The sequence below is a fragment of the Ramlibacter agri genome, assembly GCF_012927085.1.
In the GTDB taxonomy this organism is placed as follows: domain Bacteria; phylum Pseudomonadota; class Gammaproteobacteria; order Burkholderiales; family Burkholderiaceae_C; genus Ramlibacter; species Ramlibacter agri.
Window position 1 is genome coordinate 111,911 of sequence record NZ_JABBFX010000001.1, and the last position, 23,704, is coordinate 135,614.

The 23,704-nt window shown below is 70.0% G+C and carries 24 protein-coding genes; 5 read left to right on the plus strand and 19 right to left on the minus strand.

The window, feature by feature from the left end:
- Positions 1-19: 19 nt before the first annotated feature.
- Complete coding sequence (locus tag HHL11_RS00580; protein ID WP_169416445.1) at positions 20-547, minus strand: GlcG/HbpS family heme-binding protein; 528 nt, start codon at positions 545-547, stop codon at positions 20-22.
- A 125-nt stretch (positions 548-672) separates the two neighbouring features.
- Positions 673-993, minus strand: coding sequence for a hypothetical protein (locus tag HHL11_RS00585; protein ID WP_169416336.1), 321 nt, complete (start codon positions 991-993; stop codon positions 673-675).
- An 841-nt stretch (positions 994-1,834) separates the two neighbouring features.
- Between HHL11_RS00585 and HHL11_RS00595 the strand changes: the two genes are divergently transcribed.
- Positions 1,835-1,993, plus strand: a complete 159-nt coding sequence (locus tag HHL11_RS00595) for a hypothetical protein (RefSeq protein ID WP_169416337.1) — start codon at positions 1,835-1,837, stop codon at positions 1,991-1,993.
- A gap of 166 nt (positions 1,994-2,159) precedes the next feature.
- Entirely contained in the window at positions 2,160-3,257 is a 1,098-nt protein-coding gene (gene mnmA / locus HHL11_RS00600; protein WP_169416446.1) for a tRNA 2-thiouridine(34) synthase MnmA, read from the plus strand.
- Here the strand turns inward: mnmA and HHL11_RS00605 are convergent.
- Entirely contained in the window at positions 3,250-4,218 is a 969-nt protein-coding gene (locus tag HHL11_RS00605) for an alpha/beta hydrolase (RefSeq protein ID WP_169416447.1), read from the minus strand. The genes mnmA and HHL11_RS00605 overlap by 8 nt on opposite strands.
- A 41-nt stretch (positions 4,219-4,259) precedes the next feature.
- Entirely contained in the window at positions 4,260-5,393 is a 1,134-nt protein-coding gene (locus HHL11_RS00610) for a BamA/TamA family outer membrane protein (RefSeq protein WP_169416448.1), read from the minus strand.
- 87 nt (positions 5,394-5,480) lie between these two features.
- Between HHL11_RS00610 and HHL11_RS00615 the strand changes: the two genes are divergently transcribed.
- Positions 5,481-6,743 carry an alpha/beta hydrolase gene (locus tag HHL11_RS00615; RefSeq protein WP_169416449.1) on the plus strand — a complete coding sequence of 421 codons (1,263 nt, stop codon included), beginning with the start codon at positions 5,481-5,483 and terminating at the stop codon, positions 6,741-6,743.
- Here HHL11_RS00615 and HHL11_RS00620 read toward each other — a convergent pair.
- The 9 genes from HHL11_RS00620 to HHL11_RS00660 form a co-directional block, all read right to left on the minus strand.
- Entirely contained in the window at positions 6,686-7,525 is an 840-nt protein-coding gene (locus HHL11_RS00620; RefSeq protein WP_240979976.1) for a YihY family inner membrane protein, read from the minus strand. The two genes, HHL11_RS00615 and HHL11_RS00620, sit on opposite strands and share 58 nt — an antisense overlap.
- A 112-nt stretch (positions 7,526-7,637) precedes the next feature.
- Positions 7,638-9,575 (minus strand): alpha/beta hydrolase domain-containing protein, encoded by a 1,938-nt coding sequence (locus HHL11_RS00625; protein WP_169416451.1) that lies wholly within the window; start codon positions 9,573-9,575, stop codon positions 7,638-7,640.
- Between the two features lie 5 nt (positions 9,576-9,580).
- Complete coding sequence (locus tag HHL11_RS00630; RefSeq protein WP_169416452.1) at positions 9,581-10,552, minus strand: tripartite tricarboxylate transporter substrate binding protein; 972 nt, start codon at positions 10,550-10,552, stop codon at positions 9,581-9,583.
- A gap of 24 nt (positions 10,553-10,576) precedes the next feature.
- Entirely contained in the window at positions 10,577-11,554 is a 978-nt protein-coding gene (locus HHL11_RS00635) for a quinone oxidoreductase family protein (RefSeq protein WP_169416453.1), read from the minus strand.
- Between the two features lie 9 nt (positions 11,555-11,563).
- Complete coding sequence (locus tag HHL11_RS00640; protein WP_169416454.1) at positions 11,564-12,373, minus strand: enoyl-CoA hydratase; 810 nt, start codon at positions 12,371-12,373, stop codon at positions 11,564-11,566.
- Positions 12,373-13,563, minus strand: coding sequence for a CaiB/BaiF CoA transferase family protein (locus tag HHL11_RS00645; protein ID WP_169416455.1), 1,191 nt, complete (start codon positions 13,561-13,563; stop codon positions 12,373-12,375). The genes HHL11_RS00640 and HHL11_RS00645 overlap by 1 nt, the downstream gene beginning before the upstream one ends.
- A 3-nt stretch (positions 13,564-13,566) precedes the next feature.
- Positions 13,567-14,640, minus strand: coding sequence for an isocitrate/isopropylmalate dehydrogenase family protein (locus HHL11_RS00650; RefSeq protein WP_169416456.1), 1,074 nt, complete (start codon positions 14,638-14,640; stop codon positions 13,567-13,569).
- Between the two features lie 10 nt (positions 14,641-14,650).
- Entirely contained in the window at positions 14,651-16,021 is a 1,371-nt protein-coding gene (locus tag HHL11_RS00655) for an MmgE/PrpD family protein (protein WP_169416457.1), read from the minus strand.
- A 10-nt stretch (positions 16,022-16,031) separates the two neighbouring features.
- The gene (locus HHL11_RS00660) at positions 16,032-17,000 is read right to left on the minus strand and encodes a Bug family tripartite tricarboxylate transporter substrate binding protein (protein WP_169416458.1); all 969 of its coding nucleotides are present in this window, start codon (positions 16,998-17,000) and stop codon (positions 16,032-16,034) included.
- A gap of 98 nt (positions 17,001-17,098) precedes the next feature.
- Here HHL11_RS00660 and HHL11_RS00665 point away from each other — a divergent pair, with 98 nt between their 5' ends.
- A complete protein-coding gene (locus HHL11_RS00665; RefSeq protein ID WP_169416459.1) occupies positions 17,099-18,016 on the plus strand; it encodes a LysR family transcriptional regulator in 918 nt (305 codons plus the stop codon).
- Here the strand turns inward: HHL11_RS00665 and HHL11_RS00670 are convergent.
- Entirely contained in the window at positions 18,013-18,576 is a 564-nt protein-coding gene (locus tag HHL11_RS00670) for a hypothetical protein (RefSeq protein ID WP_342593150.1), read from the minus strand. The genes HHL11_RS00665 and HHL11_RS00670 overlap by 4 nt on opposite strands.
- Positions 18,577-18,748: 172 nt before the next feature.
- Here HHL11_RS00670 and HHL11_RS00675 point away from each other — a divergent pair, with 172 nt between their 5' ends.
- On the plus strand, positions 18,749-19,189 hold the full coding sequence (locus HHL11_RS00675) for a hemerythrin domain-containing protein (RefSeq protein ID WP_169416460.1): 441 nt from the start codon (positions 18,749-18,751) through the stop codon (positions 19,187-19,189).
- Here HHL11_RS00675 and HHL11_RS00680 read toward each other — a convergent pair.
- The 5 genes from HHL11_RS00680 to HHL11_RS00700 all read right to left on the minus strand — a co-directional run bounded on the left by HHL11_RS00680 (position 19,186) and on the right by HHL11_RS00700 (position 23,566).
- Positions 19,186-19,653 carry a DUF1203 domain-containing protein gene (locus HHL11_RS00680; RefSeq protein ID WP_169416461.1) on the minus strand — a complete coding sequence of 156 codons (468 nt, stop codon included), beginning with the start codon at positions 19,651-19,653 and terminating at the stop codon, positions 19,186-19,188. The genes HHL11_RS00675 and HHL11_RS00680 overlap by 4 nt on opposite strands.
- 70 nt (positions 19,654-19,723) lie before the next feature.
- A complete protein-coding gene (locus tag HHL11_RS00685; RefSeq protein WP_169416462.1) occupies positions 19,724-20,074 on the minus strand; it encodes a DUF2200 domain-containing protein in 351 nt (116 codons plus the stop codon).
- Positions 20,075-20,087: 13 nt separating this feature from the next.
- Positions 20,088-21,392, minus strand: a complete 1,305-nt coding sequence (locus HHL11_RS00690; RefSeq protein WP_169416463.1) for a M20/M25/M40 family metallo-hydrolase — start codon at positions 21,390-21,392, stop codon at positions 20,088-20,090.
- A 79-nt stretch (positions 21,393-21,471) separates the two neighbouring features.
- Complete coding sequence (locus HHL11_RS00695) at positions 21,472-22,485, minus strand: porin (RefSeq protein ID WP_169416464.1); 1,014 nt, start codon at positions 22,483-22,485, stop codon at positions 21,472-21,474.
- A gap of 154 nt (positions 22,486-22,639) precedes the next feature.
- Entirely contained in the window at positions 22,640-23,566 is a 927-nt protein-coding gene (locus HHL11_RS00700) for a substrate-binding domain-containing protein (RefSeq protein WP_169416465.1), read from the minus strand.
- Between the last annotated feature and the right edge of the window lie 138 nt (positions 23,567-23,704).

Here is a 23,704-nt window from a genome sequence, read left to right on the forward strand (position 1 = left end):
CGGCTGCGCCGAACCCGGCCTACTTCAGCGCCGCGACTCCCGCCTTCGCCGCCACTTCGTCCTGCGAGCCCGTGCCGCCCGAACAGCCGATCGCGCCGATCAGCCGGCCGTCCAGCACCAGCGGAATGCCGCCGCGCGAACCGATGATGTCGTCCAAGGTCAGCAGGTAGGTGTTGCCGCCCTGGATGCCGCCTTCGAACACCTTGGTCTCGCGCCGGTACTTGGCCGCGGCGCGCGCCTTGTGCTGCGAGATGTCGATGGAGCCGAGCTGCGCGCCGTCCATGCGCCTCAGCGCCACCAGCTGTGCGCCGGAATCGACCACGGCGCAGACCAGCTTCCAGTCGCGGCGGCGCGCTTCGCCGATCGCCGCGTTCAGGATCGCGTCGGCGCGGTCGAGACTGATCGGCGCGCCGTAGGGCACATCGAAAGGCATCTTCTCGGGCACGGCGTCCAGCGGGTTGGCTGGGGCCTGTTGTTGCGCGCTGGCGGTACCGCATGCCAGCAGCAAGGTGGCGACGGCCGCGGCCGTGGCGTGCTGCAGTTTCATGGACATCCTCCGAGGGTCGGTGAATTGCTGCCGGGGTCGGCAGCGCGGCCAATGTAGGCACTTGGTGTGCGTGCCCGCCATGCGGGAAAGCGATGAGCTGTCGCGGGGAACCGACGCCCGCCGCGTCAGCGGGCGCACTCGCCGCTCATGGCGCGGCCGATGACGCTGGGTGCGTTCAGCAGGCCGTCCGCCTTGGGGCGCTGCTCCGGCTGGTGCAGGCAATCGTCGCGGCCAGCGCCTTCCACGCCCTGCTCCAGCGCGTCTTTGGGCTTGCCGCGTCGCAGCTGCTCGTTGGCCATGTCGGCCAGGCTGCGCCGTGGCGCCAGCCGGTAAGGTCCGGGAGCCACCGGCCCGGAGGGCGGCGGCAGGATCAGCGGGGCAGGCGGCAGCGCCGTCGGCGGTGCCACGCCGGGCGCGCCCCAGCCGGGGGCCGGAGCGGCGGGCACCGGGGCACCGCGCTGCTGGCCACCGGGGGCGCCGGGTCCGCCCGGGCCAGGTGCGGCTTGCGGTCCCGCCGGGCCAGGCCCTGCAGGACCCGCGGCTGGAGCGGCCGGTGCGGGCGGCGCAGCGGCTGGCGCAGCGGGTGCGGGAACAGGCGCGGCTGGCGCAGGCACGGGCGCCGGGGCAGGCGGGGCTGGCACGGGTGCGGGGGCTGGAGCAGGCACCGGCGCGGGCGCCGGCGAAGGCGCTGGTACGGGCGCAGGCACTGGCTCTGGGGCGGGTACCGGAGCGGGCGCGGGCGCTGGGGCCGGTGCCGGTGCGGGGACGGGCGCTGGTGCAGGAACCGGAGCGGGCGCGGGAACGGGTGCCGGCGCAGGGACTGGCGCAGGCGCGGGAGCGGGCACGGGAACCGGCGCTGGTGCGGGCGCTGGAGCGGGCGCAGGCACTGGCACTGGCGCCGGCACAGGAGCCGGGACGGGCGCGGGCGCAGGAAGCGGCGCGGGAGCCGGTGCAGGGACTGGCACAGGCTCCGGCGGCGGAGCAGGCACCGGCTCCGGCGGAGGCGGCACGGGAATCGGCAACGGCGGTGGTGCCGGAACCGGCAAGGGCGGAACCGGCTGTGGCTCCGGCGGCGGGGCCGGCGCCACCTGCGGGACCTCCGGCGCCGGCTCGGGCAGGTGCAACTGCGGCTCCAGCCGCAGCTCCGGCGCCGGCGCCGGCGCGGCAGCGGGCGCCTCCACCGGCGGAGCCGGCGTCCGCTGGCGGACGCGCTGCCGTTGCCGGGCGGGTTTCAGCGTGTCCGGCAGCTGGCTCGTCACCTGCATGGGCACGCTGGACTGCGGATTGTTGGAAAACAGGTCGGCCGATTCGCCGCTGCGCCCACGCGGCCCGGGCAAGGTGATCGCCCGGCTGGGCGGCACCGGGGCGGGGCTGCTGGAACTGCTGGACGACGCAGGCGCCGGGCTGCTGCTGCTCGAAGGCCGGAACGCCTGGGTCACCACGTAGCGCACCGCCTGCTGCACCGGCGTGTACTGCAGCAGGAACCAGATCAGCGCGACGTGCAGCACCCCCGTGGCGGCCAGCGCCGTCGGCGAAGGGCGCTGCCGGGGCAGCGACGCGTGGGTGGGCCGTTGCAGCATGGGGAATTGGTGGCGCTGGGATAATCGCACACATGGGTCGCAAGCCACGCGTAGTTGTCGGTCTGAGCGGGGGCGTGGACTCCGCGGTCAGCGCGTACCTGCTCAAGCAGCAGGGGTACGAAGTCGTCGCCATCTTCATGAAGAACTGGGAGGACGACGACGATGACGAGTACTGCTCGTCCAACGTCGATTTCGTCGACGCCGCCGCGGTGGCCGACGTGATCGGCATCGAGATCGAGCACGTCAACTTCGCCGCCGACTACAAGGACCGCGTCTTCGCCGAGTTCCTGCGCGAATACCAGGCCGGCCGCACGCCCAACCCGGACGTGCTGTGCAACGCCGAGATCAAGTTCAAGGCCTTCCTGGACCACGCCATGCGGCTGGGCGCCGAGAAGATCGCGACCGGCCACTACGCCCGCGTGCGCGAACGCGAGGGCCGCTTCGAACTGCTGAAGGGCCTGGACCCGGCCAAGGACCAGAGCTACTTCCTGCACCGCCTCGACCAGGCCCAGCTGTCGAAGACGCTGTTCCCGGTGGGCGAGCTGCGCAAGACCGAGGTGCGCCGGCTGGCCGAGGAGATCGGCCTGCCCAACGCGAAGAAGAAGGATTCCACCGGCATCTGCTTCATCGGCGAGCGGCCCTTCCGCGAGTTCCTGAACCGCTACATCCAGAAGGAACCCGGCCCGATGAAGGACGCCAACGGCCGCACCATAGCCAAGCACCAGGGCCTGTCCTTCTACACGCTGGGCCAGCGCCAGGGCCTGGGCATCGGCGGCCTCAAGGAGAAAGGCGCGCAGCGGGGCGGCGGCGAACACGCGCCGTGGTTCGTCGCGCGCAAGGACATGGAGAAGAACACGCTGTGGGTCGTGCAAGGCCACGACCACCCGTGGCTGCTCTCGCCCTCGCTGGCCGCCGACGACGCCAGCTGGACCGCCGGCACGCCACCCGCGCCCGGCGCCTATGCCGCCAAGACGCGCTACCGCCAGGCCGACGCGGCGTGCACGCTGCTGGACCCGACGCCGCAGGGCTTCCGCCTGGACTTCGCCGAGCAGCAATGGGCGGTGACGCCCGGGCAGTCGGCCGTCCTGTACGACGGCGAGGTATGCCTGGGCGGGGGCGTGATTACCTGACCGGGGTCTCGGACACGAAAGTCCGGATCGCATCCGTCAACGCGTGGTCCGCCGTGTTGATCGAATAGATCTCCGACATGTGGCTGTGCCCCAGCAGCAGCAGCAAGGGCGAGCAGCGCTTCGCCTCGCACAGCGCGCTGCGCACCTGGCCGGCCTGGCGGTGGAAATCCGACGGGTCCAGCTCCGCGTAGGCAAACAGCATCGGCAGCTTCGACGCCGACATGCCAGGCAGCGCCGACTGCGCCTCGTACTTCGAAGGATCCTTGCCGAAGTAGGACTGGAGCGGCGGGTTGACCTCCGCCGTCGACGGATCGAACAGGCCCGACACCATGATCGCGCCGGCGATGCCGCCGCCGCGGGCGACATGGAACTCGGGGTGGCCGACGTACTGCGCCACGTGCGCGGCGCCGGCCGAATGCCCCATCAGGAAGATCCGCTCCGGGTCGCCGCCGCGCGCCACGATGTTGGCGCGCACCCAGCGCAGCGCCGCCGCCAGGTCCTGCTGCGCGGCCGGCCACTGGTTCTGTGGCGCGAGCCGGTAGGTCATGTTGACGCCCACCATGCCGTTGGCCACCGCCCACAGCATGATGTTGTCGTAGAAGGGGCTGTCGCCGGTGCGCTTGTCGCCGCCCATGAAGGCGCCGCCGTGCACGAATACCAGCACCGGCCGCGGGCCGTCCTTCGCGGCAGGCGTGAAGACGTCCAGCCGGTGGCGCGCATCGGGCCCGTAGCGCTCGTCGCGCGTGACGGCCACGCCCGCATACGGTTCCTTCTGCTGCAGCGGCGCGTACAGCGCAGCGGTCGGCGGCGGCGCCACCACGCGTCCCAGCTTCTCCAGCTCGGCCTGGATGGCCGGCGGCACCTGCGAAGGCACGGGCCCGCTGGGAATGTCGGCCGTCACGGGCAGTGCGGTGCAGGCGCTCAGGGCCAGCGTGCCGGCGGCGATCAGGGCGCGGTACATGGCGTCTCCATCGTTGTTCGGAGACGGATTATGGAACCGCCTCAGCGCCAGGCGGAGCCCACCGTGAGGTACCAGGCGTGGTCCTGCGTGCTCCAGGCCCAGTCGACGCCGGCGTACAGGCCCATGCGCCGGGCCAGCATGTAGCGGAAGCCCACGCCCTTGCTGACGGTGCCGGCCCCTTCGGAGAAGCTGGTGTTGGTGCCCCAGGCGCGGCCGGCCCCCAGGAAGCCGATCAGGGCCCAGCGGGCATCGAGGTTCCAGCGCAGTTCCGTCTCCAGCACGCCGGTGCGCTCGTCCTGCAGCCGCCCCAGCGGCACGCCGCGCAGGTCGATGTAGGGCAGCATGAAGAAGGGCACGGAACCATTGGCGGCGCGGGCGTCGGCGCGGCCCGCGAGCACCAGCGACTTCGCCACCGGCCAGTAGGCGAACACGTGCGCGCGGTAGGACTGGAAGGTGGTGTCGCTGCCCCAGGACGGGTTGTAGAAGGTCAGGTCCAGGCTGCCGGTCCAGCCTCGCGACGGCGTGAAGATGGTGTCGCGCGTGTCCGTCTCGATGGACACGCCCAGGCCCGAAGCCGTGTTGCTGCGCACGATGGGGCCGAAGATGGCGGTGCTCTGCTCCGACCCGAAGCGGTTGTCCAGGTCCAGGTAGTTCCAGCGCGCGACGAACCATGTGTCGCTCTGGCCGATGCGCATCATGCCGTGCTGCACCGAGGCGATGCCCTGCAGGTTGTAGCGCAGCGGCCCGCGGTTGCCGCCGATGCCGTAGAAGTCCAGGTTGGCGTCGATCTTGGCGATGCCGCCGCGCCAGCGCCAGCGGCCGTCGTCGCTGGTGACCATGCCGCCGGCGAAGGCGGCCTTGGTGCCGTTCTCGGTGGCGGCGCCGCCGATGGCGTAGATGTCCGGCGGCGTCATCTTGCCGGACTCCTTGGCCTGCTGCGCCTTCTCCGCCATCGACTGGCGGAAGAACAGGGCCACCAGCCCGCCGCCGTAGCCCACCGCGGGCTCGGTGATGAAGATCGGCACCGGCAGCACGCCCTTGCGATCGAGCAGCCAGTCGGACAGGTCGATGCGGCCGTCCTCCTTGTCGCGGAAGCCCTCCAGGAAATCCGCACGCGCGCCCCAAGGCAGCACCAGCAGCAGCGTGCAAAGCGCCAATCGGACTGAAAACTGCATCGGCGCATTCTTCCCAGCACGCGCGCGCGTGCCATGAGACCTTCGTCCAATGATCCCCTGTGCATCAGGCACGGGACACTGGGCGCCATGCTCGACATTGCGCGCCTGTTCCTGTTGTCCGCCGCCCTGCTGTTCGCGGGCTGCGCGCCCGTGCTGCCGCACCTCGCGCCGACGCCGGCCATCCTCAAGGACCCGCGGCTCGATTTCGCCACGCAGCTGCCGCCCGCGCTGAAGACCACCGAGCTGCCGGTCTTCTACGCGACGACGCGCGAGCCCACGGACGGCCCCGAGCGTTATGGCAACGGCCAGTCCGAAAACGTCAACCTCGGTGTCGCCGACGTGCGCCTGGGCGAACCGGGCTGGAGCTGGCAGCAGCTGGTGGCGTCCGACATGGCCAGCAGCGTGGACCATCCGCGCGACGGCGCCGTCCTGGCGGTGAAGCCCTTCGGATCTGCCGGCCGCGGCGCGGAGCTCACCGAAGCGGATCGCGCCTTCATCCAGGCCATCGACGCACAGCTCGCGCGCACGCCGAATCCTTCGCTCGTGATGTATGTGCACGGCTACCGCGTCACCTTCGAGGAGGTGGCGGTGCAGATGGGATCGTTCGCGCATTACCTGGGCCAGGGCACGGTCGTCACCTTCCAGTGGCCCACCGGCACCAGGTTCTGGAACTACGTGACGGACTGCCCGCGCGCGCGCCAATCGATCCCGGACATCGAGCGGATGCTGGAGCTGCTCTCGCACACGCAGGCGAAGCAGGTCAACCTGCTGGCCTACAGCTGCGGCTCGCCGCTGCTGGCGGCGGCGCTCGCCAACCTGCGCGAGCACCACCAGGACCTGGACCCCAAGGCCCTGCAGCAGCGCTATCGCATCGGCAACGTCATCTTCGCCGCCTCCGACGTCGACCTGAAGACCTTCGCCCGCGACCACGTGCAGCCGGCGCTGGACCTGTCACGGCAGGTGATCGTCTACTACTCGCGCATCGACCGCGCACTGGGCTTCTCGTCGCTGATCGCCGGCGCCTCGCGCCTGGGCGATCCGAACAAGGAAGACCTGGAGGGGCTCGACCCGAAACAGCTGCGCGAGCTGGCGAACGACCCGCGGCTGCAGGCGGTGGACGTGACCGACGTGCGCGGCGCCCACGAGATGGGCGGCATGAAGGGCCACGGCTACTGGTACGCCAACGAAGTGATCTCCACCGACGTGACGCTGTCGCTGCGCTATCCGATCGCGCCGGCGCAGCGCTGCCTGCGGCAGCAGCCCGGCTCGCAGGCCTGGACCATCCCGGACGACTACCTCGATTGTCTGGCCAAGCGCTTGTTGGCCGCGTACCCCGACTTGGCGCGCTGAGCGCCGCGCGCCAGGCTGGCCGCCACCAGCGCCGCGGCCAGCGTGATCAGCCAGGAGAGATAGACCCAGAGCAGGAAGACGGGCACCACCGCGAAGGCGCCGTACACCGTCTTGTACGTGGGCACCTTCAGCAGGTACCAGGCGATCCCGCGCTTGCCCAGCTCCAGGCCGACGCTGGCGAGCAGCCCGCCGATGATGGCGTCGCGCCGCCGCACCTGCGTGTTGGGCACGAAGTAGAACAGGCAGGCCAGGCCCACCGTGCCGAGGATGGCGGGCCCCAGCTCCAGCAGCCAGTGGCGCCACGCCGGCAGGTGGCGCACCAGGCCGGCCGAAGCGCCGAAGGCATAGGAGCTCGCCCACAGGCTGGCGCCCAGCGCCGGCGGGCCGGCCACCAGGATCAACAGGAACATGCCCACGCGCAGGTGCAAGGGGCGGGCCTGCTTCACCTGCCAGATGCGATTGAGCACGTTCTCCACCGTCAGCAGCAAGGCCAGCGCGCTGACGGCCACGAAGAAGAAGCCCACCAGCGTGAGGCCGCCGGTGTTGGCGGTGAACTGCGACAGGTAGCGCAGCACGGTGCGGGCGATCGTCTCGGGCAGCAGGCCTTGCAGCAGCTGCTCCTGCAAGGTCTTGCCGGCCTTGCGGAAGGCCGGGATGCGCATGAACAGCGCGAAGCTCACCGCGAGCATGGGCACGACGGAGAGGACGGTGGTGAAGGTGAGGCTGCCGGCGACCTGCGGCAACCTTTCCTCCCGGGCGCGGCGTACGACTAGGCCGATCATGGGCCGCATTCTTGCAGCCTGGGTGTCGGCGTTATGCAACGACACCCCCTTCGTCATTCCCGCGCAGGCGGGAACCCAGGGCGCCCTGGGTCCCCACGCCGCGGGGATCACGCTAATGCAGCCTGGCCAATTGGTCCTGCGCGGCCGCCTCCACCGCGCGCTGCGCGTCTTCCGGCAGCAGGAGGCGCTCGCTCACCATCTTGTCGGCGGCCGCACGAACGGCCGCGACATAGGCGGCGTTGTCCGCGTAACGCTCTGCAACGGACAGGCGCGGATCGTGTGCCGCCTCGCGTTCGGCCCGAGTCGCGGCGAAGGGCAGCACCGCGCCCTGCAGGGGGTACAGCGTGCCAGCGCCATAGCCGGGCGAGCGCGGGTTCCAGCCGGTGTAGGTGGCGCGAGGCACCGCCAGGGCCAGCATGTGGATGCCGCCCATGGCCATGCCGTCGGCGTCCGCGCGCGGCACGAAGACCGGGTACTGCCCCAGCACTTTGGGCGGGAACACGGACTGGTCGGTGTAAGCCGCGCCCGTGTAGATGGCGGCATAAGGCAACACCGGGATGTCCTTGCGCACCGCATCCGCGGCCGGCACGAGCGTGCCGTCGGCCAGGTTCGGCGTGCGGCTGGGCGGCGGCGCGACGCCGTCCTGGATCCAGGCTTGCATGGCGGTGACCAGCGCCCGCATCGGCATGCCCGAGTGCATCGGGTTGACGGGCAGCACCATCGTGGGCGCCTGCTTCATGCGGTCGGTGACTTCGGCGAAGTGCGGCGTGCCGGCGATCATGTAGGCGCGCACGTTGTCCGGCAGCGCGATCGGCTTGCCTTGCAGGTCGGTCACCAGCAGCGAGGCGCGCGAGGCCCACCACTCGTGCTCGCTGTCGGTCTGGATGACGCGCGGGCAGGTATCGCTCTGGCGGCAACGCTGCAACAGGCCGTCGGTGCGGCCGCTCAGCGGATCCTTCAAGCTGTCGTAGGTGAAGGGGAACAGGTCGGCCTGCCAGACGGGGTCCTCGGGATGGCGCGCGTTGCGGCTCGGGTTGCCGAAGCGCACGTTGGTCGCCATGCGGCGCGCGCCGGCGACGTGCGGCATCAGGCCGTCGAACACGCGGCCGCCGGCCAGGTCCTCGTTGAACCCGAGCCACAGGAAGTCGCGCAGGTAGCGGCCGGACTGCGAGACGCCGAAGCCGATCGCGCGCTGCGGCTTGGCGCCGGCCAAGGGATTGGCGGCGCTGCTGTCGCGGCGCAGGAAGGACACGACGTCGCGCGTCGCGGCGTAACCCAGGCCGAGCACCGCCGGATCGCGTGCCGTGTAGGTCACTTCGTAAAGCGCGGCGGCATCGAAACCGCTCGCGGGCCGCGTGATCTCCACGGTCTGCGGCCCGGTCGCGCGGATGGCGAGGCCTTCCGGCTGCTGCCGCGGCGCGTCCCAGCGCGGGCGCACCGTCACCCGCAGCGAGGCCGGGTCGGCGATGGGCCACTCCAGCGTCGCCGAAGCCGGCGAGCGCATGTGGTCGAAGAGGAACTCGTCGCGCGAAGGGCCGGTCACGCCCTTCAGCACCGGCGCCTGCAGCGCGAGCTGCCCCGGCTTCGAGGGGATATCGGCCTGCCAGCCGATCCAGGCCATCGCGTAGCCCTGGCGGTGCAGGAAGCCGAGGCCTGCATCCGCCGCCTTCTCGGCGTCGTTGGCGCCGGGCTGCGTGGCATCGTCGAACAGTTGCGGCGCCAGCTTGCGGCCGCGGTTGGGCACGTCCACCAGCAAGGTGCCATTGCCCTTGGCCGGGTCGGCCGGCCGCAGGATCACGACGTCGGCCACGGCTTCCACCTTGCCGGCGGCGTCGCGCGGCGCCTGTGCGATGTCGGCGATGACGGCGTTGCGCGGGTCGGCCGGATCGACGGCAATGGTCGCGCGGCCGGTGATTCGCACGTAGGGGCCGACATCGCCGAAGCTGCGCCCCTCGAACGCGGGCTGGCTTTGCAGCACCTCGAAGCGCACCACTTCCGCCTGCGCGAAGCTGCAGGCCAGCAACAACGAAGCCAGAAGCGTCCTCTTCATGGCGGTCACTCCACCTTGACCTTGGCCGACTTCACCAGGCCGACCCAGAACTTGCCGTCGTCGACCAGGAACTTGTCGAAGGCTTCCGGCGATGCCGACACCGACACCTCGGTGCCTTCGCGCGCCAGCGCCGCCTTCACCGAAGGCTGCTGCATGGCCGCGACCGTGGCGTCGTAGACCTTCCTGACGACGGCAGGCGGCGTGCCGGCCGGCACGAACATTCCGTACCAGAACTCCAGGTTGTATTCGGGCAGGCCGGCTTCCCTCATGCCGGGCAGGTCGGGCACCAGCGCGGAACGCTCGCGCGTGCTGACGGCCAGCGCCAGCAGCCGGCCGCCACCCACCTGCGGCAGCACCGAGGGCGAGGTGCCGAAGGTCAGCTGCGTGTCGCCCGCCATGACCGACTGGATGGCCAGCGAGCCACCGCGGTACGGCACGTGCGTCATCTCGGCGCCGGTGATCAGGCCGAACAGCGCGGCGCCCAGGTGCGGCGCCGAGCCGTTGCCGGAGGTCGCGTAATTGAGCTTGCCCGGGTCCTTCTTGGCCTGCGCGATCAGGTCCGGGATGGACTTGATGCCGGTGGCCGGGTTCACCGCCAGAACCAGCGGCGAGGTCGTGATCTTGGTGACTGCCTGCAGGTCCGCCGGCTTGTATTGCAGCTTCGGGTTGAGCGCGGGGTTCACCGAGATGCTGCTGGGGCTGGCGATCAGCAAGGTGTAGCCGTCCGGCGGCGCATGCGCCACGATGTCCGCCGCGATGCTGGAGCCGGCGCCCGGCTTGTTGTCCACCACCACGGGCTGGCCCAGCGCCTTGCCGAAGGCGTCACTCATCGCGCGGGCCACGATGTCGGCGGCCCCGCCCGGCGCGAAGCCGATGACGAGGCGGATCGGCTTGTTCGGATAGGAAGCGGTCTGGGCGGCGCTGGTCACGGCGGCCGCAGCCAGGCCGAGCGCCAGCAGGAACTGCACTCTCTTCATCGGCTTGTCTCCTTGGTTTGTTCTTCAGGCCGGCATGCGCAGCACGATCTTCCCGGTGTGCCCGCCCGCCTCCATGCGGGCCTTGGCCGCGGGCAGCTGCGCGAAATCCAGCACCTGGTCGATCTGCGGCTTGATCCGGCCGGCGGCGATGTGCGGCATGACCTCGGCCACGAAGCGCGGCACGGCGGCCGCCTTCTGCGGCTTCGTGCGCAGCTTGTTCGACACGCCGAACAGCACCAGGCGCTTGGCGTGCAGGGCTTCGAGGTCGATGTCGGCATGCAGCACGCCATCGACATAGCCAACCGTGGCGAGCCGGCCTTCGAAGGCCATGCTGCGCACGTCCTCGGCGAACACGGAGCCGCCGACGGTGTTGACCACCAGGTTGGCGCCCTGCCCTCCGGTCGCATCCATCACGGCGGCGTGGAAGTCCGGCGCACGCGTGTGCAGCGCGACGTCCAGGCCCAGCGCCTTCAGCGCCTCCAGCTTCTGCGCCGAGCCGGAAGTGCCGATCACCTTCGCGCCCAGCGCCTTGCCCAATTGCAGCGAGGCCACGCCCACGCCCGAGGACACGCCGTTGATCAACAGCCACTCGCCCGGTTTCAGCCGCCCTTGCAGCACCAGCATGTCGTAGGAGACGAGGAAGGTCAGCGGAATGCTCGCGGCCTCTTCCCAAGTCAAACGTTCGGGCACCGCGATCGTCTCCGCCGCGTCCAGCAGCATGTACTGCGCGAAGGCACCGGCGCCGCGCCCCATCACGCGGTCGCCGAGGTGGAAGGCCGTCACGTCCGGTCCGACAGCGACGACCTCGCCCGCGCCCTCGCCGCCGATCGCCTTCCACTGCCCCGCCTTGGTGAGGCCGTGCCCCGCGACGAACTCGCCGCGGTTCAGCGAGGCCGCGTGCACGCGCACCAGCAATTGCCCGGGCCCGGGCTGCGGCACGGCCACGTCGCGCTGTTCCAGCTGCGTGCCGTGCTCGTCCATCTGCATCCACCAGCTTTGCATGTGCCCTCCTCAGCGGCCGGTGAAGACCGGCTTGCGCTTCTGCATGAAGGCCGTGCGGCCTTCGGCGTAGTCGGCGCTTTCGAAGCAGCCGCGGATCAGCGAGGCGCACAGCGCCGTGTCCTGGTCCGGCGAAGGCTTCAGGATCTCGCGCGTGATCGCCTTGGCCGCCATGATGGTGAGTGGCGCGTTGTCGGCCATCGCCTGCTGGTACTCGCCCAGCAGCGCGTCCAGTTCCTCCGGCGGCGCGATGCGGTTGACCAGGCCCAGCGCCTTGGCTTCCTCGGCGCCGACGCGGCGCGCAGTGAAAAACAAGTCCTTGGCTGCACCGGGCCCGACCAGGTCCACCAGGTTCTTCATCGCCGAATAGCGATAGCCCAGGCCCAGGCGCGCGGCCGGCACCGAGAAGACGGCATCGGTGGCGGCAATGCGCAGGTCGCAGGCGATGGCCACGTTGACGCCGCCGCCTATGCACCAGCCGCGGATGCAGGCCAAGGTCGGCTTCGGAAACTCGGCGATGCCCTGTAGCGTGGTCTCAGCCATGCTCTCGTAGCGGGACACGGCTTCGCGGGCGGCGCGCATGTCCTCGAACTGCGAGATGTCGGCGCCGGACACGAAAGCCTTGCCGCCGGCGCCGGAGAACACGACGAGCCGCACGCGGTCGTCGTCACGCGCGGCCGCCAGCAGCGGCGGCACGGCTTCCCACATGTCCACCGACAGCGCGTTGTGGCGCGCCGGGTTGTCGAAGCGGATCTGGAGCGTGCGGCCGTCCAGCCAGGACTGCACGCGCTCACTGGTCGATGCGTAGTTCGGTTCGGCCATCAGTACACCCCCCTGGCTTTCAGGCGCTGCAGTTCCTCGCTCGCGACGCCCAGTTCGGCGAGCACTTCCTCGGTGTGTTCGCCGCGGCGCGGCGTGGCGCGGGCGATGGTGCTGGGCGTTCGTTCCAGCTGCACGGGTTGGCCCACCAGCTGCTGCTTGCCCTGCCACTTCGACACGACTTCCTTGACCATGCCCAGGTGTTGCACCTGCGCCTCCTGGAACACCTCGCGCATGTCGTTGATCATTCCGCAGGCGACGCCGCCTTCGTTGAACTGCTGGACCCAGTACGCACGGTCCTCGTGCGCGAGCCGCTTGTTGATCTCGGCGTTGAGCGCGTCGCGGTTGACCGAGCGCGAAGCCTTGTCGTGGTAGCGCGAGTCCGTCACCCACTCCGGCGCGCCCAGGATGGCGCAGAAGCGCTCCCAGATCTTGCTGCCGAACACGGCGATATTCATGTAGCCGTCGCGCGCCTTGTAGACGCCGGTGGGGATGCTGGTCGGGTGGAAGTTGCCGGCCTGCTGCGGCACTTCGTCGTCGGCCAGCACGCGCGCCGTCTGGAAGTCCATCATGTAGACCATCGCTTCCAGCAGGCTGCTGTGCACCCACTGGCCGCGGCCGGATTGCTCGCGTTCCAGCAGCGCGACCAGGATGCCTTGCGCCGCGAAGATGCCGGCGCACAGGTCGGCGATCGGGATGCCCACGCGCACCGGGCCGTCGCCGGGCAGGCCCGTCACCGACATCAGGCCGCCCATGCCTTGCGCGATCTGGTCGAAGCCGGGGCGCTGCGCCAGCGGGCCGGTCTGGCCGAAGCCGGAGATGCTGGCGTAGACCAGGCCCGGGTTGTCCTGGGCCAGCGTCTCGTAGTCGATGCCCAGGCGGAACTTCACGTCGGGGCGGAAGTTCTCCACCACCACGTCGGCGGTGGCGATCAGCTTCTTCAGCGTCTCTATGCCCTCCGGCTCCTTCAGGTTCAGCGTGATCGAGCGCTTGTTGCGGTGCGTGTACTGGTAGTCGGAGCCGTCCTGGCCGCCCAGCGTGTCGTCGCCGCGCATGTGCTCGGGCATCTGCACCTGGATGACGTCGGCGCCCCAGTCGGCCAGCTGGCGGCAGGCCGTGGGGCCGGCGCGCACCTGCGTGAGGTCGATGACGCGAAAGCGCTGCAGCGCGGCGGAAGCGGGCTGGTGCGGCATGGCTTAGGCCCTCAGGTTGCGGACGATGGCCTGCGTGAAGCTGGCCGTGTTGCCCTTGCCGCGGATGTCGCCGGTACGCGCATTGGCGTCGGCCAGCGCCGCGGTGGTCGCAGCCGCCATCGAGTGCGCCATCTTGACCGCGCCGGGCACATTGCGGCTGTGGCCCAGCCACTCGAACATCATGCGCGTCGACTCGATCATCGCGTAGGGGTTGGCGATGCCCTTGCCCGCGATGTCGGGCGCCGAGCCGTGCGTGGCCTGCGCCATCGCCACGTCGCCATCGCCGATGCACAAGCCCGGCGCCATGCCCAGGCCGCCCACCAGGCCGGCGGCCTCGTCGGACAGGATGTCGCCGAACATGTTGGTGGTGACCACCACGTCGAAGCTTTGCGGGTCGCGCACCAGCCGCATCGCGAAGGTGTCGACGATGACGTCGTCCACGCGCACGTCCGGGTACTCCGCCGCCAGCTTCTTGCACTCCTCCACGAACATGCCGCAGGACAGCTTGAACACGGTGTCCTTGTGGATGTAGGTCAGGTGCTTGCGGCGCTGCCGCGCCAGCTCGAAGGCGGCCTTGGCGACGCGGCGGCTGCCGGCACGGGTGATCACGCGCACGGACAGCGTCACTTCGTCGGTGGGCCGGAACTCGCCCGAGCCCATGACCATGTTGCGATCCGGCTGGAAGCCTTCGTTGTTCTCGCGCACGATCACCAGGTCCACGTCGTCGTGCAGGCAACCGATGTCCGGGTACGAGCGCGTGGGCCGCACGTTGGCGAACAGGTTGAACTGTTTGCGCAGGATCGGGTGCGGGTTGATCGCGTTCGGTCCCTTGGGATAGGCGCGATGGCCGATCGGGCCGAGGATCCAGCCGTCCAGCGTCTTCAGCGTGTCCATCGTTTCCGGCGGCAGCGTGTGGCCGTGCGTTTCGAGCGCACGGGCGCCGATGGGAAGCGGCTTCCAATCGATCTTGACGCCGTGGATTTCGGCGGCGGCGCGCGCCACCTGCACCGAGGCCGGCACGATCTCCAGGCCGATGTCGTCGCCATCGAGGATGCCGATGCGCAATGCTTCGCTCATCGCGTCCTCCTCAAGGCCGGCACAGCGCCGTCAGCGCGCGCACGTCGGCCGCCCGGGCCAGCGACCAGCAGGCATCGGTGATGGCGCGCACCTTGCGCTCGCCCAGCACCGGCTCCACCAGCTGGCCGAACTTGGCTTCCAGCTGCTGGTCGGAGAGCGGCTTCTCCAGCGAGCCGATGGCGTGGTCCACGTTCACCTGGATGCGGCGGCCGTCCTTCAGCAGCGCGGCGACCTGCACCGACTCCTCGCGCACCGAGCGGTCCACGGTCGCTTCGACCTTGCGGCGCAGTTCCACCACGCGCGGGTCGGTGACGACGGCGTCGGAGAACTCCTCCTCGCCGGCGCGCCCGAAGATCAGGCCGGCGGCGCAGCCGTGGTAGACGCTGAACTTGCCCTGCAGGCCGTCCTGCGGCTCCTTCTTGCCGGTGAGTTCCAGCACCAGCGGGTGCACGCGCAGTTCGATCTTCTCCACCTGCTCCGGCCGCACGCCCTGCTCGCGCAGCTGCACGCAGGCGTCGATGCTGGGGTGGATGACGATGCCGCAGGCAAAGGGCTTGTAGGTGTTGAACGAGATCTCGAAGCGCGAGCCCAGTTCGTCGGTCACCTCGTTCCAGGCGCGCTTGTCCGAAACCACCTGCACGAAGCCGCGCGGCGCCTCCAGCGCCCGCGGGCTGGCCGTGAAGCCGCGGCTGGCCAGCAGCGCGGACATCAGGCCGGCGCGCGCGGCGCCGCCCGGGTGGAAGGGCTTGGTCATGGTGCCGAACTGCTCGCGCAGGCCCACCGGCTGCGAAGCCGCGATGCCCAGCGCCATCTGCGTCTGCTGTTCGTCCAGCTTCAACAGGCGGGCGCAGCCCGCGGCCGCGCCCAGCATGCCGGTCGAACCGGTGATGTGCCAGCCGCGGTCGTAGTGGTCCGGGTACATGGTGTTGCCGATGCGGCAGGCGACGTCGATGCCCAGCACCAGGGCGTCGATCACGTCGCGCCCGCTGTTGCCGTTCTTCTCCGCCAGCGCCAGCACCGCCGAGGCCACCGGCCCGGCCGGGTGGATGATGGTCTTCAGGTGCGTGTCGTCGAAGTCGAAGGTGTGCGAGGTGATGCCGTTGACCAGCGCGGCGCTGGCCATGTCGACCTTCTCCGCCCGCCCGAGCACGGTGGCCTGCGGCGCCGGCTCCAGCATCTGCACGGCGGCCATGGCAGCGCCGGCAGCCTCGTGCTCCGCCGCGCCGATGGCGCAGCCCAGCCAGTTGTAGAAGGTGCGGTGCGCTTCGTGTTCGACGGCGTCGGACCAGCCGCGCGCGGCATGGCCGGAAACGAATTTCGCCAGGATGGCAGTGACGGGAGGTGCCGCGGTGTCCGCGGGCACGTGGGTATTGCGAGCCAAGGAGGAAGCCTTATTCGTCGAGATGGATGTTGCGAGCCTTGGCCAGCGCGGTCCAGCGCTGCACTTCGGAACGGATGTATTGCCCGAACTGGTCGGGCGTCATGGGCCAGGGTTCGACCGCTTCGGACGCCAGCTTCTCCGCCATGTCGGGGGCCTTCAGCACCGCGACCTGCGTTTCGTTCAGGCGCTTCACCACGTCGGCCGGGATGCCGGCGGGACCGACCGAGCCGTACCACTGCATGGCGTCGAAGCCCTTGAAGCCGACTTCCTCCATGGTGGGCACGTCCTTCAGCTGCGCGCTGCGCTGCTTGCCGGTGACGGCCAGCGGGCGCATGCGGCCGGAGCGGATATGCGGCAAGGCCGCGGCGAGGCCGGGGAACATGGCCTGCGTCTGGTTGCCCAGCACGTCGTTGATGGCCGGCGCGATGCCGCGGTAGGGCACGTGCACCATCTGCACGCCCGTCTCCTGCTTGAACAGCTCCATCGTCAGGTGCGTCAGCGAGCCGGCGCCGGCCGAGCCGTAACTCACCTTGCCGTTCTGCGCCTTCACGTAGTCGATGAATTCCTGGACGGTCTTCGCCGGCACGTTGGCATTGATCGCCAGCACGTTGGGCGTGGCGCCGATCATGCCGATGGGCGTGAAGTCCTTGATGGCGTCGTAGCTCACGTGGCGCGTGGCCGGCGTGGTGCCGTGCGTGGCCACGTAGCCCTGCATCAGCGTGTAGCCGTCCGGCGCCGCGCGCATCGTGCTCTGGCAGGCCACCACGCCGCCGCCGCCGCTCTGGTTTTCGATGACGAAGGTCTGCCCCAGGGCCGCGCCCCAGCGCTCGCCGACGACGCGGGCGATCATGTCGTTGCCGCCGCCGGCCGCGACCGGCACGATGTAGCGAATGGGCTTGGTCGGGAAGGCCTGCGCGATGGCGAACCGCGGCAAGGCGGCCGCGAGCGACGCGGCCTGCAGAAGCTGTCGGCGTTTCATGGTCCTGCTTGTCTCCGTGTTTATGGGGCGCATCTTGGCGGCCGGCGCTTCTGTTGTAAATTGCATCTTTCGGAAGTCTTGATCCGTTCGTTGCATCAATGAAACCCTCCCTTGCCGACCTGCGCGCCTTCGTCACCGTGGGCCAGCTGCGCAGCTTTGCCGGCGCCGCCAAGGCGCTGCACCTGTCGCAGCCGGCGCTGTCGCGGCGCATCGCCAACCTCGAGGACCAGCTGGGCGTGCGCCTGCTGGATCGCACCACGCGCAGCGTGGAGCTGACGGCGCTGGGCGAGCGCTTCCTGGGCCAGGTGCGCACCGCCATCGACGACCTGGACCGCTCGGTGGTGAGCCTGCACGACGTCGCGCACCTGGAGGCCGGCGACGTGACGGTGGGCTGCGTGTTCAGCGCGGTGCACCAATTCCTGCCGCCGGTGATCCGCGCCTTCCGCGAGCAGCACCCGCGGGTGCTGGTGCGCATCATCGAAGAGGGAGCGGACGAAGTGCTGGCCGTCGTGAAGTCCGGCGAGGCGGACTTCGCGCTGAACTACACCGGCATGCAGGACCCGGAGGTGGAGTTCACGGCGCTGATGAAGGAATCCTTCGTGCTGGCCTGCCCCGCGGCGCACCCGCTGGCGCGCCGCCGCTCGGTGCGCTGGGAGGAGCTGGCGGACCACCCTTACGCGCTGGTCTCGCAGGCCAGCCGCAACCGCGTGCTGATCGACCAGGCGCTCGCCGAGGCGGGCACCCTGCCGCGGCCGGTGCTGGAAGTGCAGCACGTTTCCACGCTGATCGACCTGGTGGAGCACGGGCTGGCGGTGGGCATCGTGCCGCAGCTCACGCTGCCGGGCGACGCGTCGGCGGTGGTCGGCGTGCCGCTGGAGGAGCCGGCGATCACGCGCACCATCGGGCTGATCCGGCGCCGGGGCCGAACCTTGTCGCCCGCGGCCGAAGGCTTCGCGCGGGCCTTGACGCAGGCGGGCAAGGCCAGCGGCAAGGCGCCGCGGCGCAAGGCGGTTTAGGACTTCGCCGCATCCAGCCAGCGCGCGAGCGCATCGAACCCGCGCCGCGCACCGAGTGCCATGCAGGCCGTGGCGGCCAGCATGCCGGCCAGGTGCAGGCCCGCCACTGCGGCGGCCAGCAACAGCGGCTCGGAGCCCATCGTCACGCCCGTCGCGCAGATGGGCGCCAGCAGCGGCACCAGCATCAGGCCCGCGCCCTGGACGGTCGCCATCAGGAAGGACCACAGCGCCAGCCCCGCATGGCCGACCGCCTGCCACGCGCGCGGTGGCTCATGCGAGTGGAAGCGCCGCGCGGCCAGGCCCAGCATTCCCGCCGCCGCCGCGGCCGGAAGCGCCAGCCCGTTGATGTCCAAGGCCGCCCGCAAGGCGGCGAATGACGCGGCGGCCGCCAGCGCCACGCCGGCGAGATGGCCGCAGGCGATGGCGGCGAGTGCCGGCAGCGGCCGCGCGCGGCCGGCACAGCCGATGAAGATCCAGCCGCTGGCGGGATTCAGCCCGTGCAGGGCGCCGGCCGCCGCCATGGCCAGCCAGGGCCACAGGCTCGCTACGTTCGTTGCCACCGCGTGCTCCTTGTCGTGTCAGGAGGACTCTAGGCAGCCCGGCGCGAAGGTGGGAGTAACAAGATCGTCGCGAATCGGCGGTAGGCGCGCTACTACAGGAATGCGCGACGCTCCCGGCTCGGCAACTGCGCCACCGGCCGGTAACTTGGGGTGCAAACCCAAGGAGAACCCGATGGCTCAGCACGATGCAACCGTTCTGCTGGATCTCGACCACGACGAGGTGATCGGCATGTTCGAGCAGTACAAGGCCGCGCACGACGGCAGCAAGCAGCAGCTGCTCGCTTCGAAGATCTGCCGTTCGCTGCTGGTGCACATGCAGATCGAGGAAGAGATCTTCTACCCCGCCTTCATCCGCGCGACCGGCGACAAGTACCGGCTCGAGGATTCGCTGAAGGAGCACAAGGAGGCACGCGAACTCATCGCCAGGATCGAGGCCGACCGCCAGAACGCCCGACTGATGCTGGAGCTGGAAGACGGCATCCTGCACCACGTGAACGACGAGCGCGAGAAGATGTTCCCCGAAGCGCGCCGCGCCAAGGGCATGGACCTGATGAAGCTGGCCGACCAGCTGCAGGCGCGCAAGAGCGAGCTGATGGCCGGCGTTCCGGCCTAGGCGCGGTCCACGCGGGCTGCATAGCACCCGAACTTCGCGTAGTGCGCATGCACGTACGCGGTTTCGGGCTGCGCCAACAGCAGCTCGATGCCCGCCTCGAACTCCTTCCCGTCCACCAACTCCGCGCCGACGATCATCCCCTGCTCGTCGAACGCTCGCAGCGACAGCACGCGCCTGCGCATGACATCCGGCACGACGTCGATCTCATCGAAGGTCTGCCGCTCGCCTTCGAGCACGAAGATCGCATGGCTGGCCCGGTAGGGGCTGGCCGCGCTCTGGTGCTCGTAGTTCAACAGCAGCAGGCTTTCACCCGGCTGCGCATCGCGCAGGGCGATGCGATCCGGATAACCAGGAAAGGAATCCGCCACGCGCCGCAACACGCCGCGTTCGGCAAGCTCGTGTTCGTCGAGGCCGGCGAGGCGAAGGAAGTTGGCGGCCGGCAGGCCCTGGATCCGGAAGTGCATGGCTGGCTCCTCTTGCGATGGAGCCACTTTGCGCGCAGCCGGCGCGCCAGGCTGGCCGCTTTCGGACCTGCTATTTCCGCAGGATGCTCTCCATCTTCTTCCCCTTCGCCAGCTCGTCGACGAGCTTGTCCAGGTAGCGGATCTTCTGCATCAGCGGGTCGTCGATTTCCTCCACGCGCACGCCGCAGACCACACCCTGGATCAGCGCAGTGTTCGGATGCATCGCAGGCGCCTGCGCGAAGAAGGTCTCGAAATCGTTCCCGCTCTCGATCTGCCGCTGCAGCCCCGCGCCGTCGTACCCGGTCAGCCAGCAGATCACCCGGTCGACTTCCTCCTGCGTCCGGCCCTTGCGTTCCGCCTTCTGCACGTACAGCGGGTAGACCTTCGCGAAGGCCATGGCGAAGATGCGATGGACGGCCATGTCCGCGCTGCGTTCAGGGCGCCGGCGCTTGCGCCAGCCGGTAGATCAGCAGCGCCGCCCGGATGGCGCCGCGCTCGATCGAAGCGATTTCCAGGTCCTCGTCGTCGGTGTGCGAACCGCGGCCCTGCGCGCCGAGGCCGTCGATGCCGACGGTGTACGGCGCGACGAACTGCACGTCGCCGGCGCCGCGCATCGAGGGGTCGAGCACTTCGATGCGGCCCAGCCCCGCGTCCTGGCTGGCCTTGGAATAGATCTCCACCAGCTTGCGCCCGGCGTCCGTGGGCGGCATCGGCGGATAGCTTTCGCTGAAGCTGATCGTCGCCGAAGTGCCCGGCAGGTTGCCGGTGGTGACGATGGCCCGCATCTTCTGGCGCGCGCGTTCGCCCTGCTCCGGCGACAGGTAGCGCAGGTCGCCCAGCACCTCGGAGTCGCGCGCGATCACGTTGGACTTGCCGAAGGCGCTGGCGGTCGCCGTGTCCTCGGCGTACGAGACATTGGTGCCGCCGAACACCAGCCCAGGGTTGAAGGTGAGGCTGGGCTCGATCACCTGCTCCCGGAAGGCGTTGAGGATGCGCGCCGTCTCGTAGATGGCGCCGTAGCCCGATTGCGCCGAGAACACGCCCATGGAATGCGCCGCCTTGCCCTGGACCTTCAGCACCCAGCCACCCGAGGAGCGGCGCGCGATGCTGGCGGTGTCCACCCCGTCGTGCTTGCTATTGCCTTCGAAGGACAGCGCGTAGTCGGCGCGTTTGCCCATCTCCACCATGTCGGCGCGCGCCACCTTCAGCGGCTGGCCGCCGCGCTCCTCGTCGCCGGTGAACATGACTTCGACGTTCGCGCCGTCCAGCGCGCCCACGCTCCTGAGCGCGCGCAGGGCCTCGAGCATGATCACGTCGCCGCCCTTCATGTCGTTGACGCCCTGGCCGCGCACGCGGTCGCCCCGGCGCTCCCACAACGGCACGGAGCTGCCCTTCTCGAACACCGTGTCCAGGTGACCCAGCAGCAGCAGGCGCTTGCCCGGGCCGCCTTCGTGCACGGCGACCAGGTGGCCTGCGCGCTTCATGGCCGGCGGCATGGCGATCCAGCGGGTCTTGAAGCCCAGCGCATCCAGCTCGGCCCGGTAGATCTCACCGACCGCCCGCACGCCCTCCGGATTCAGGGTGCCGCTGTTGATGCGGACCGATTGCTCCAGCAGCTCCAGCGCCGCCGGCGAGCGCTGCTTGACGGCGGCGACGATGCGCTGTTCCGTGTCCGTGAGCTGGGCATGCGCCGTACCGGCGAGGAGGAAGGCGATGGCGGCCGTGAATCGCATGAGCATCCAAATGACTCCGAAACAGGAAGGATGCCCATCATGATTTGCCGCGGCGCCCGCGGCAATCCCGCCGAACCCGCGGGGCTCAGAACCGCAAGGTCACCCCGGTGTCGAAACCCGTCGTCGTCGTGAGCGCCTGCTTCTTCGCGCTTGCCACGTCCGCGTACAGCGACGTGCGCTTGCTCAGGAAGTACTCGTAGCCCAGGCCGTACTTCACCAGCGTGTTGTTGTCGCCAGGCGGGTTGAGCCGGGCGGCCAGGGCGTGGATGACGCCGGGGCCGGCGGTCACGTTCAGGCCCAGGCTGACGTCGACGCTGTCATCCAGCAGCGCGCTGCGGCCGCGGCCGTAGCCCAGGATGGGCCTCACGCCACCGAAGTCGTAGGCCATGGTCGCCACCAGCAGCCGCGGGTCGTGGCCCGTGCCGTTGTTGCGGGTCTGGTCGAAGCCCACGCCTGCATACAGCGCGCCGGCGCGGTACTCCACGTTGCCGCCCACGGCCCGGCCCAGCGTGCCGCGGCTGCCTTCGTTGGGCGAGTAGGCGACCTGGGTCGTGAAGCCGCCCATGGACGGCGACTTGTAGCTGATCTGGTTGTCGTTGCGCACCGCTTGCACCGGGCCCGTGCCGTCCGCCGCGCTGTAGCCCGGGAAGGTGTGCAGCTGGCCCATCTGGGCGATGCCGTTGTACGAGAACGGGTCGGCGGCGATGGCGACGTAGAAGGCCGGCAGGTAGTCGCGCCCCATGATCAACTCGCCCGCCGAGCCGCCAAAGGTGACGACGCTGCGCCCGAAGAAGGCCTGCGTGCCCTGCATCGCGCCGGTGTCCGGCATGAAGCGCATCTCCATGTTGAAGCCGGCGCGCAAGCCGCCCCCCAGGTCCTCGGTGCCGCGGAAACCCAGGCGCGAGGCATAGGCCTGGCGCACGTCCCACTTGTCGCCGCCGGGGCCCGTCACGCCGTTGCCGCCGGACAAGGGCGTGGTGCCGCCGTTCTGCTTGGTGACGCCCACGTCCACGATGCCGTAGATGCTGACGCTCGATTGCGCCAGCGCAGGGCCGGCGAGCGCCGAACAGATGCCCAGCGCGATCCAGGTTTTCTTCATTTCAGTCTCCGTTGTTGTTCGTTTCGGGGTCGGTGATGGCTGCTTCAGGCGCGCGCCGTCCGGGGAAGGCCGACGAGGGCCTCCCGGGCGGGTTGCGATGAAGCGTTGGAGCGATGGACGCGGCTCGCTCCCGCGAGCGCGGCGTCGATTCAGTTCAAGGGTTTGGCGCGGGGCGGAAGACCGGCTCCCAGTCGTACAGCAGGTCCAGGGGCGAGGCGACCGGGGCCAGCATGCCTTGGCGCACCATGGTGCCGACCAGCGTCTCCCACATGGCCGCATTGGCCGCGCGGCCGCTGGGCAGCGGGTCGGGCTCGGGGGCGATGCGCTGCAGGTCGGCGATCACGCCGGGCGCCGCCGCGCCGCCGGCCAGGTAGTCGCGCACGACCGCGTCCATGCGCCGGCACACGAGTTCGGGCACGGCCGTTCCCGCGTGGCGGCCGTCGACGACCATCAGGTGGTTGGCCGGCACGACGCCCGTGCTGGCGCGCCATGCGCGGCTCGCGGCCTCGGGGTCGGCGATGAGCGTGCGGCAGCCTGGCGGCACCGAGTGCAGGCCGATGGCGACGTCGGCGGCGCCGGAGGCCAGCAGGCCTTCCAGGGTTTCGCCCTTGCGGGTGACGGAGCCTTCGGGCCGGCGCAGGCCGGGCACCGGGTCGTCGCCGATGAACATCCACTTCACGCCGCCCAGGTCCAGGCCCAGGTAGTCCATCAGGTACTGGCGCGCCCACAGCGCCGTCGGCTGCGCCCAGGTGCGCACGGCGATGGTGGCGCCGGCGATGTCCTCGGGCTTCGTGAACTTCGAGTCCTCGCGCACCACGACCTGGTCCAGCGGGAACTGGCGGAACGGGAAGATCGGCAATGCGATCAGCGCTGCGCCGGCCTGCTTCGCGATGAGGTACGAGGACGGCGACATCTCGCAGACGTCGTAGGCGCGCTCATGCAGCATGGCGCGCATGGCATTGAGCAGCGAGCCTTCGTAGCGCGCGATTTCCAGCGTCAGGCCTTCGTGGGCCTGCCCGTCGAAGAGCGCATCGTTGTATTCGTAACGCCGCAGGGCAGCGAGAAGCTTGGTGTTGTCCATGTCGTTGCGGAAACTTTATCCGCAGCGCGGGCCTGCCGTCGATTGAACAAAAAAGCGGCGCCCTTGAGCGAATGGTTAACGCCCGCGCCGGCTGTTAACCGTTCGGTCAAGGCCCGCGCGGCATTTGTCAATCGACAC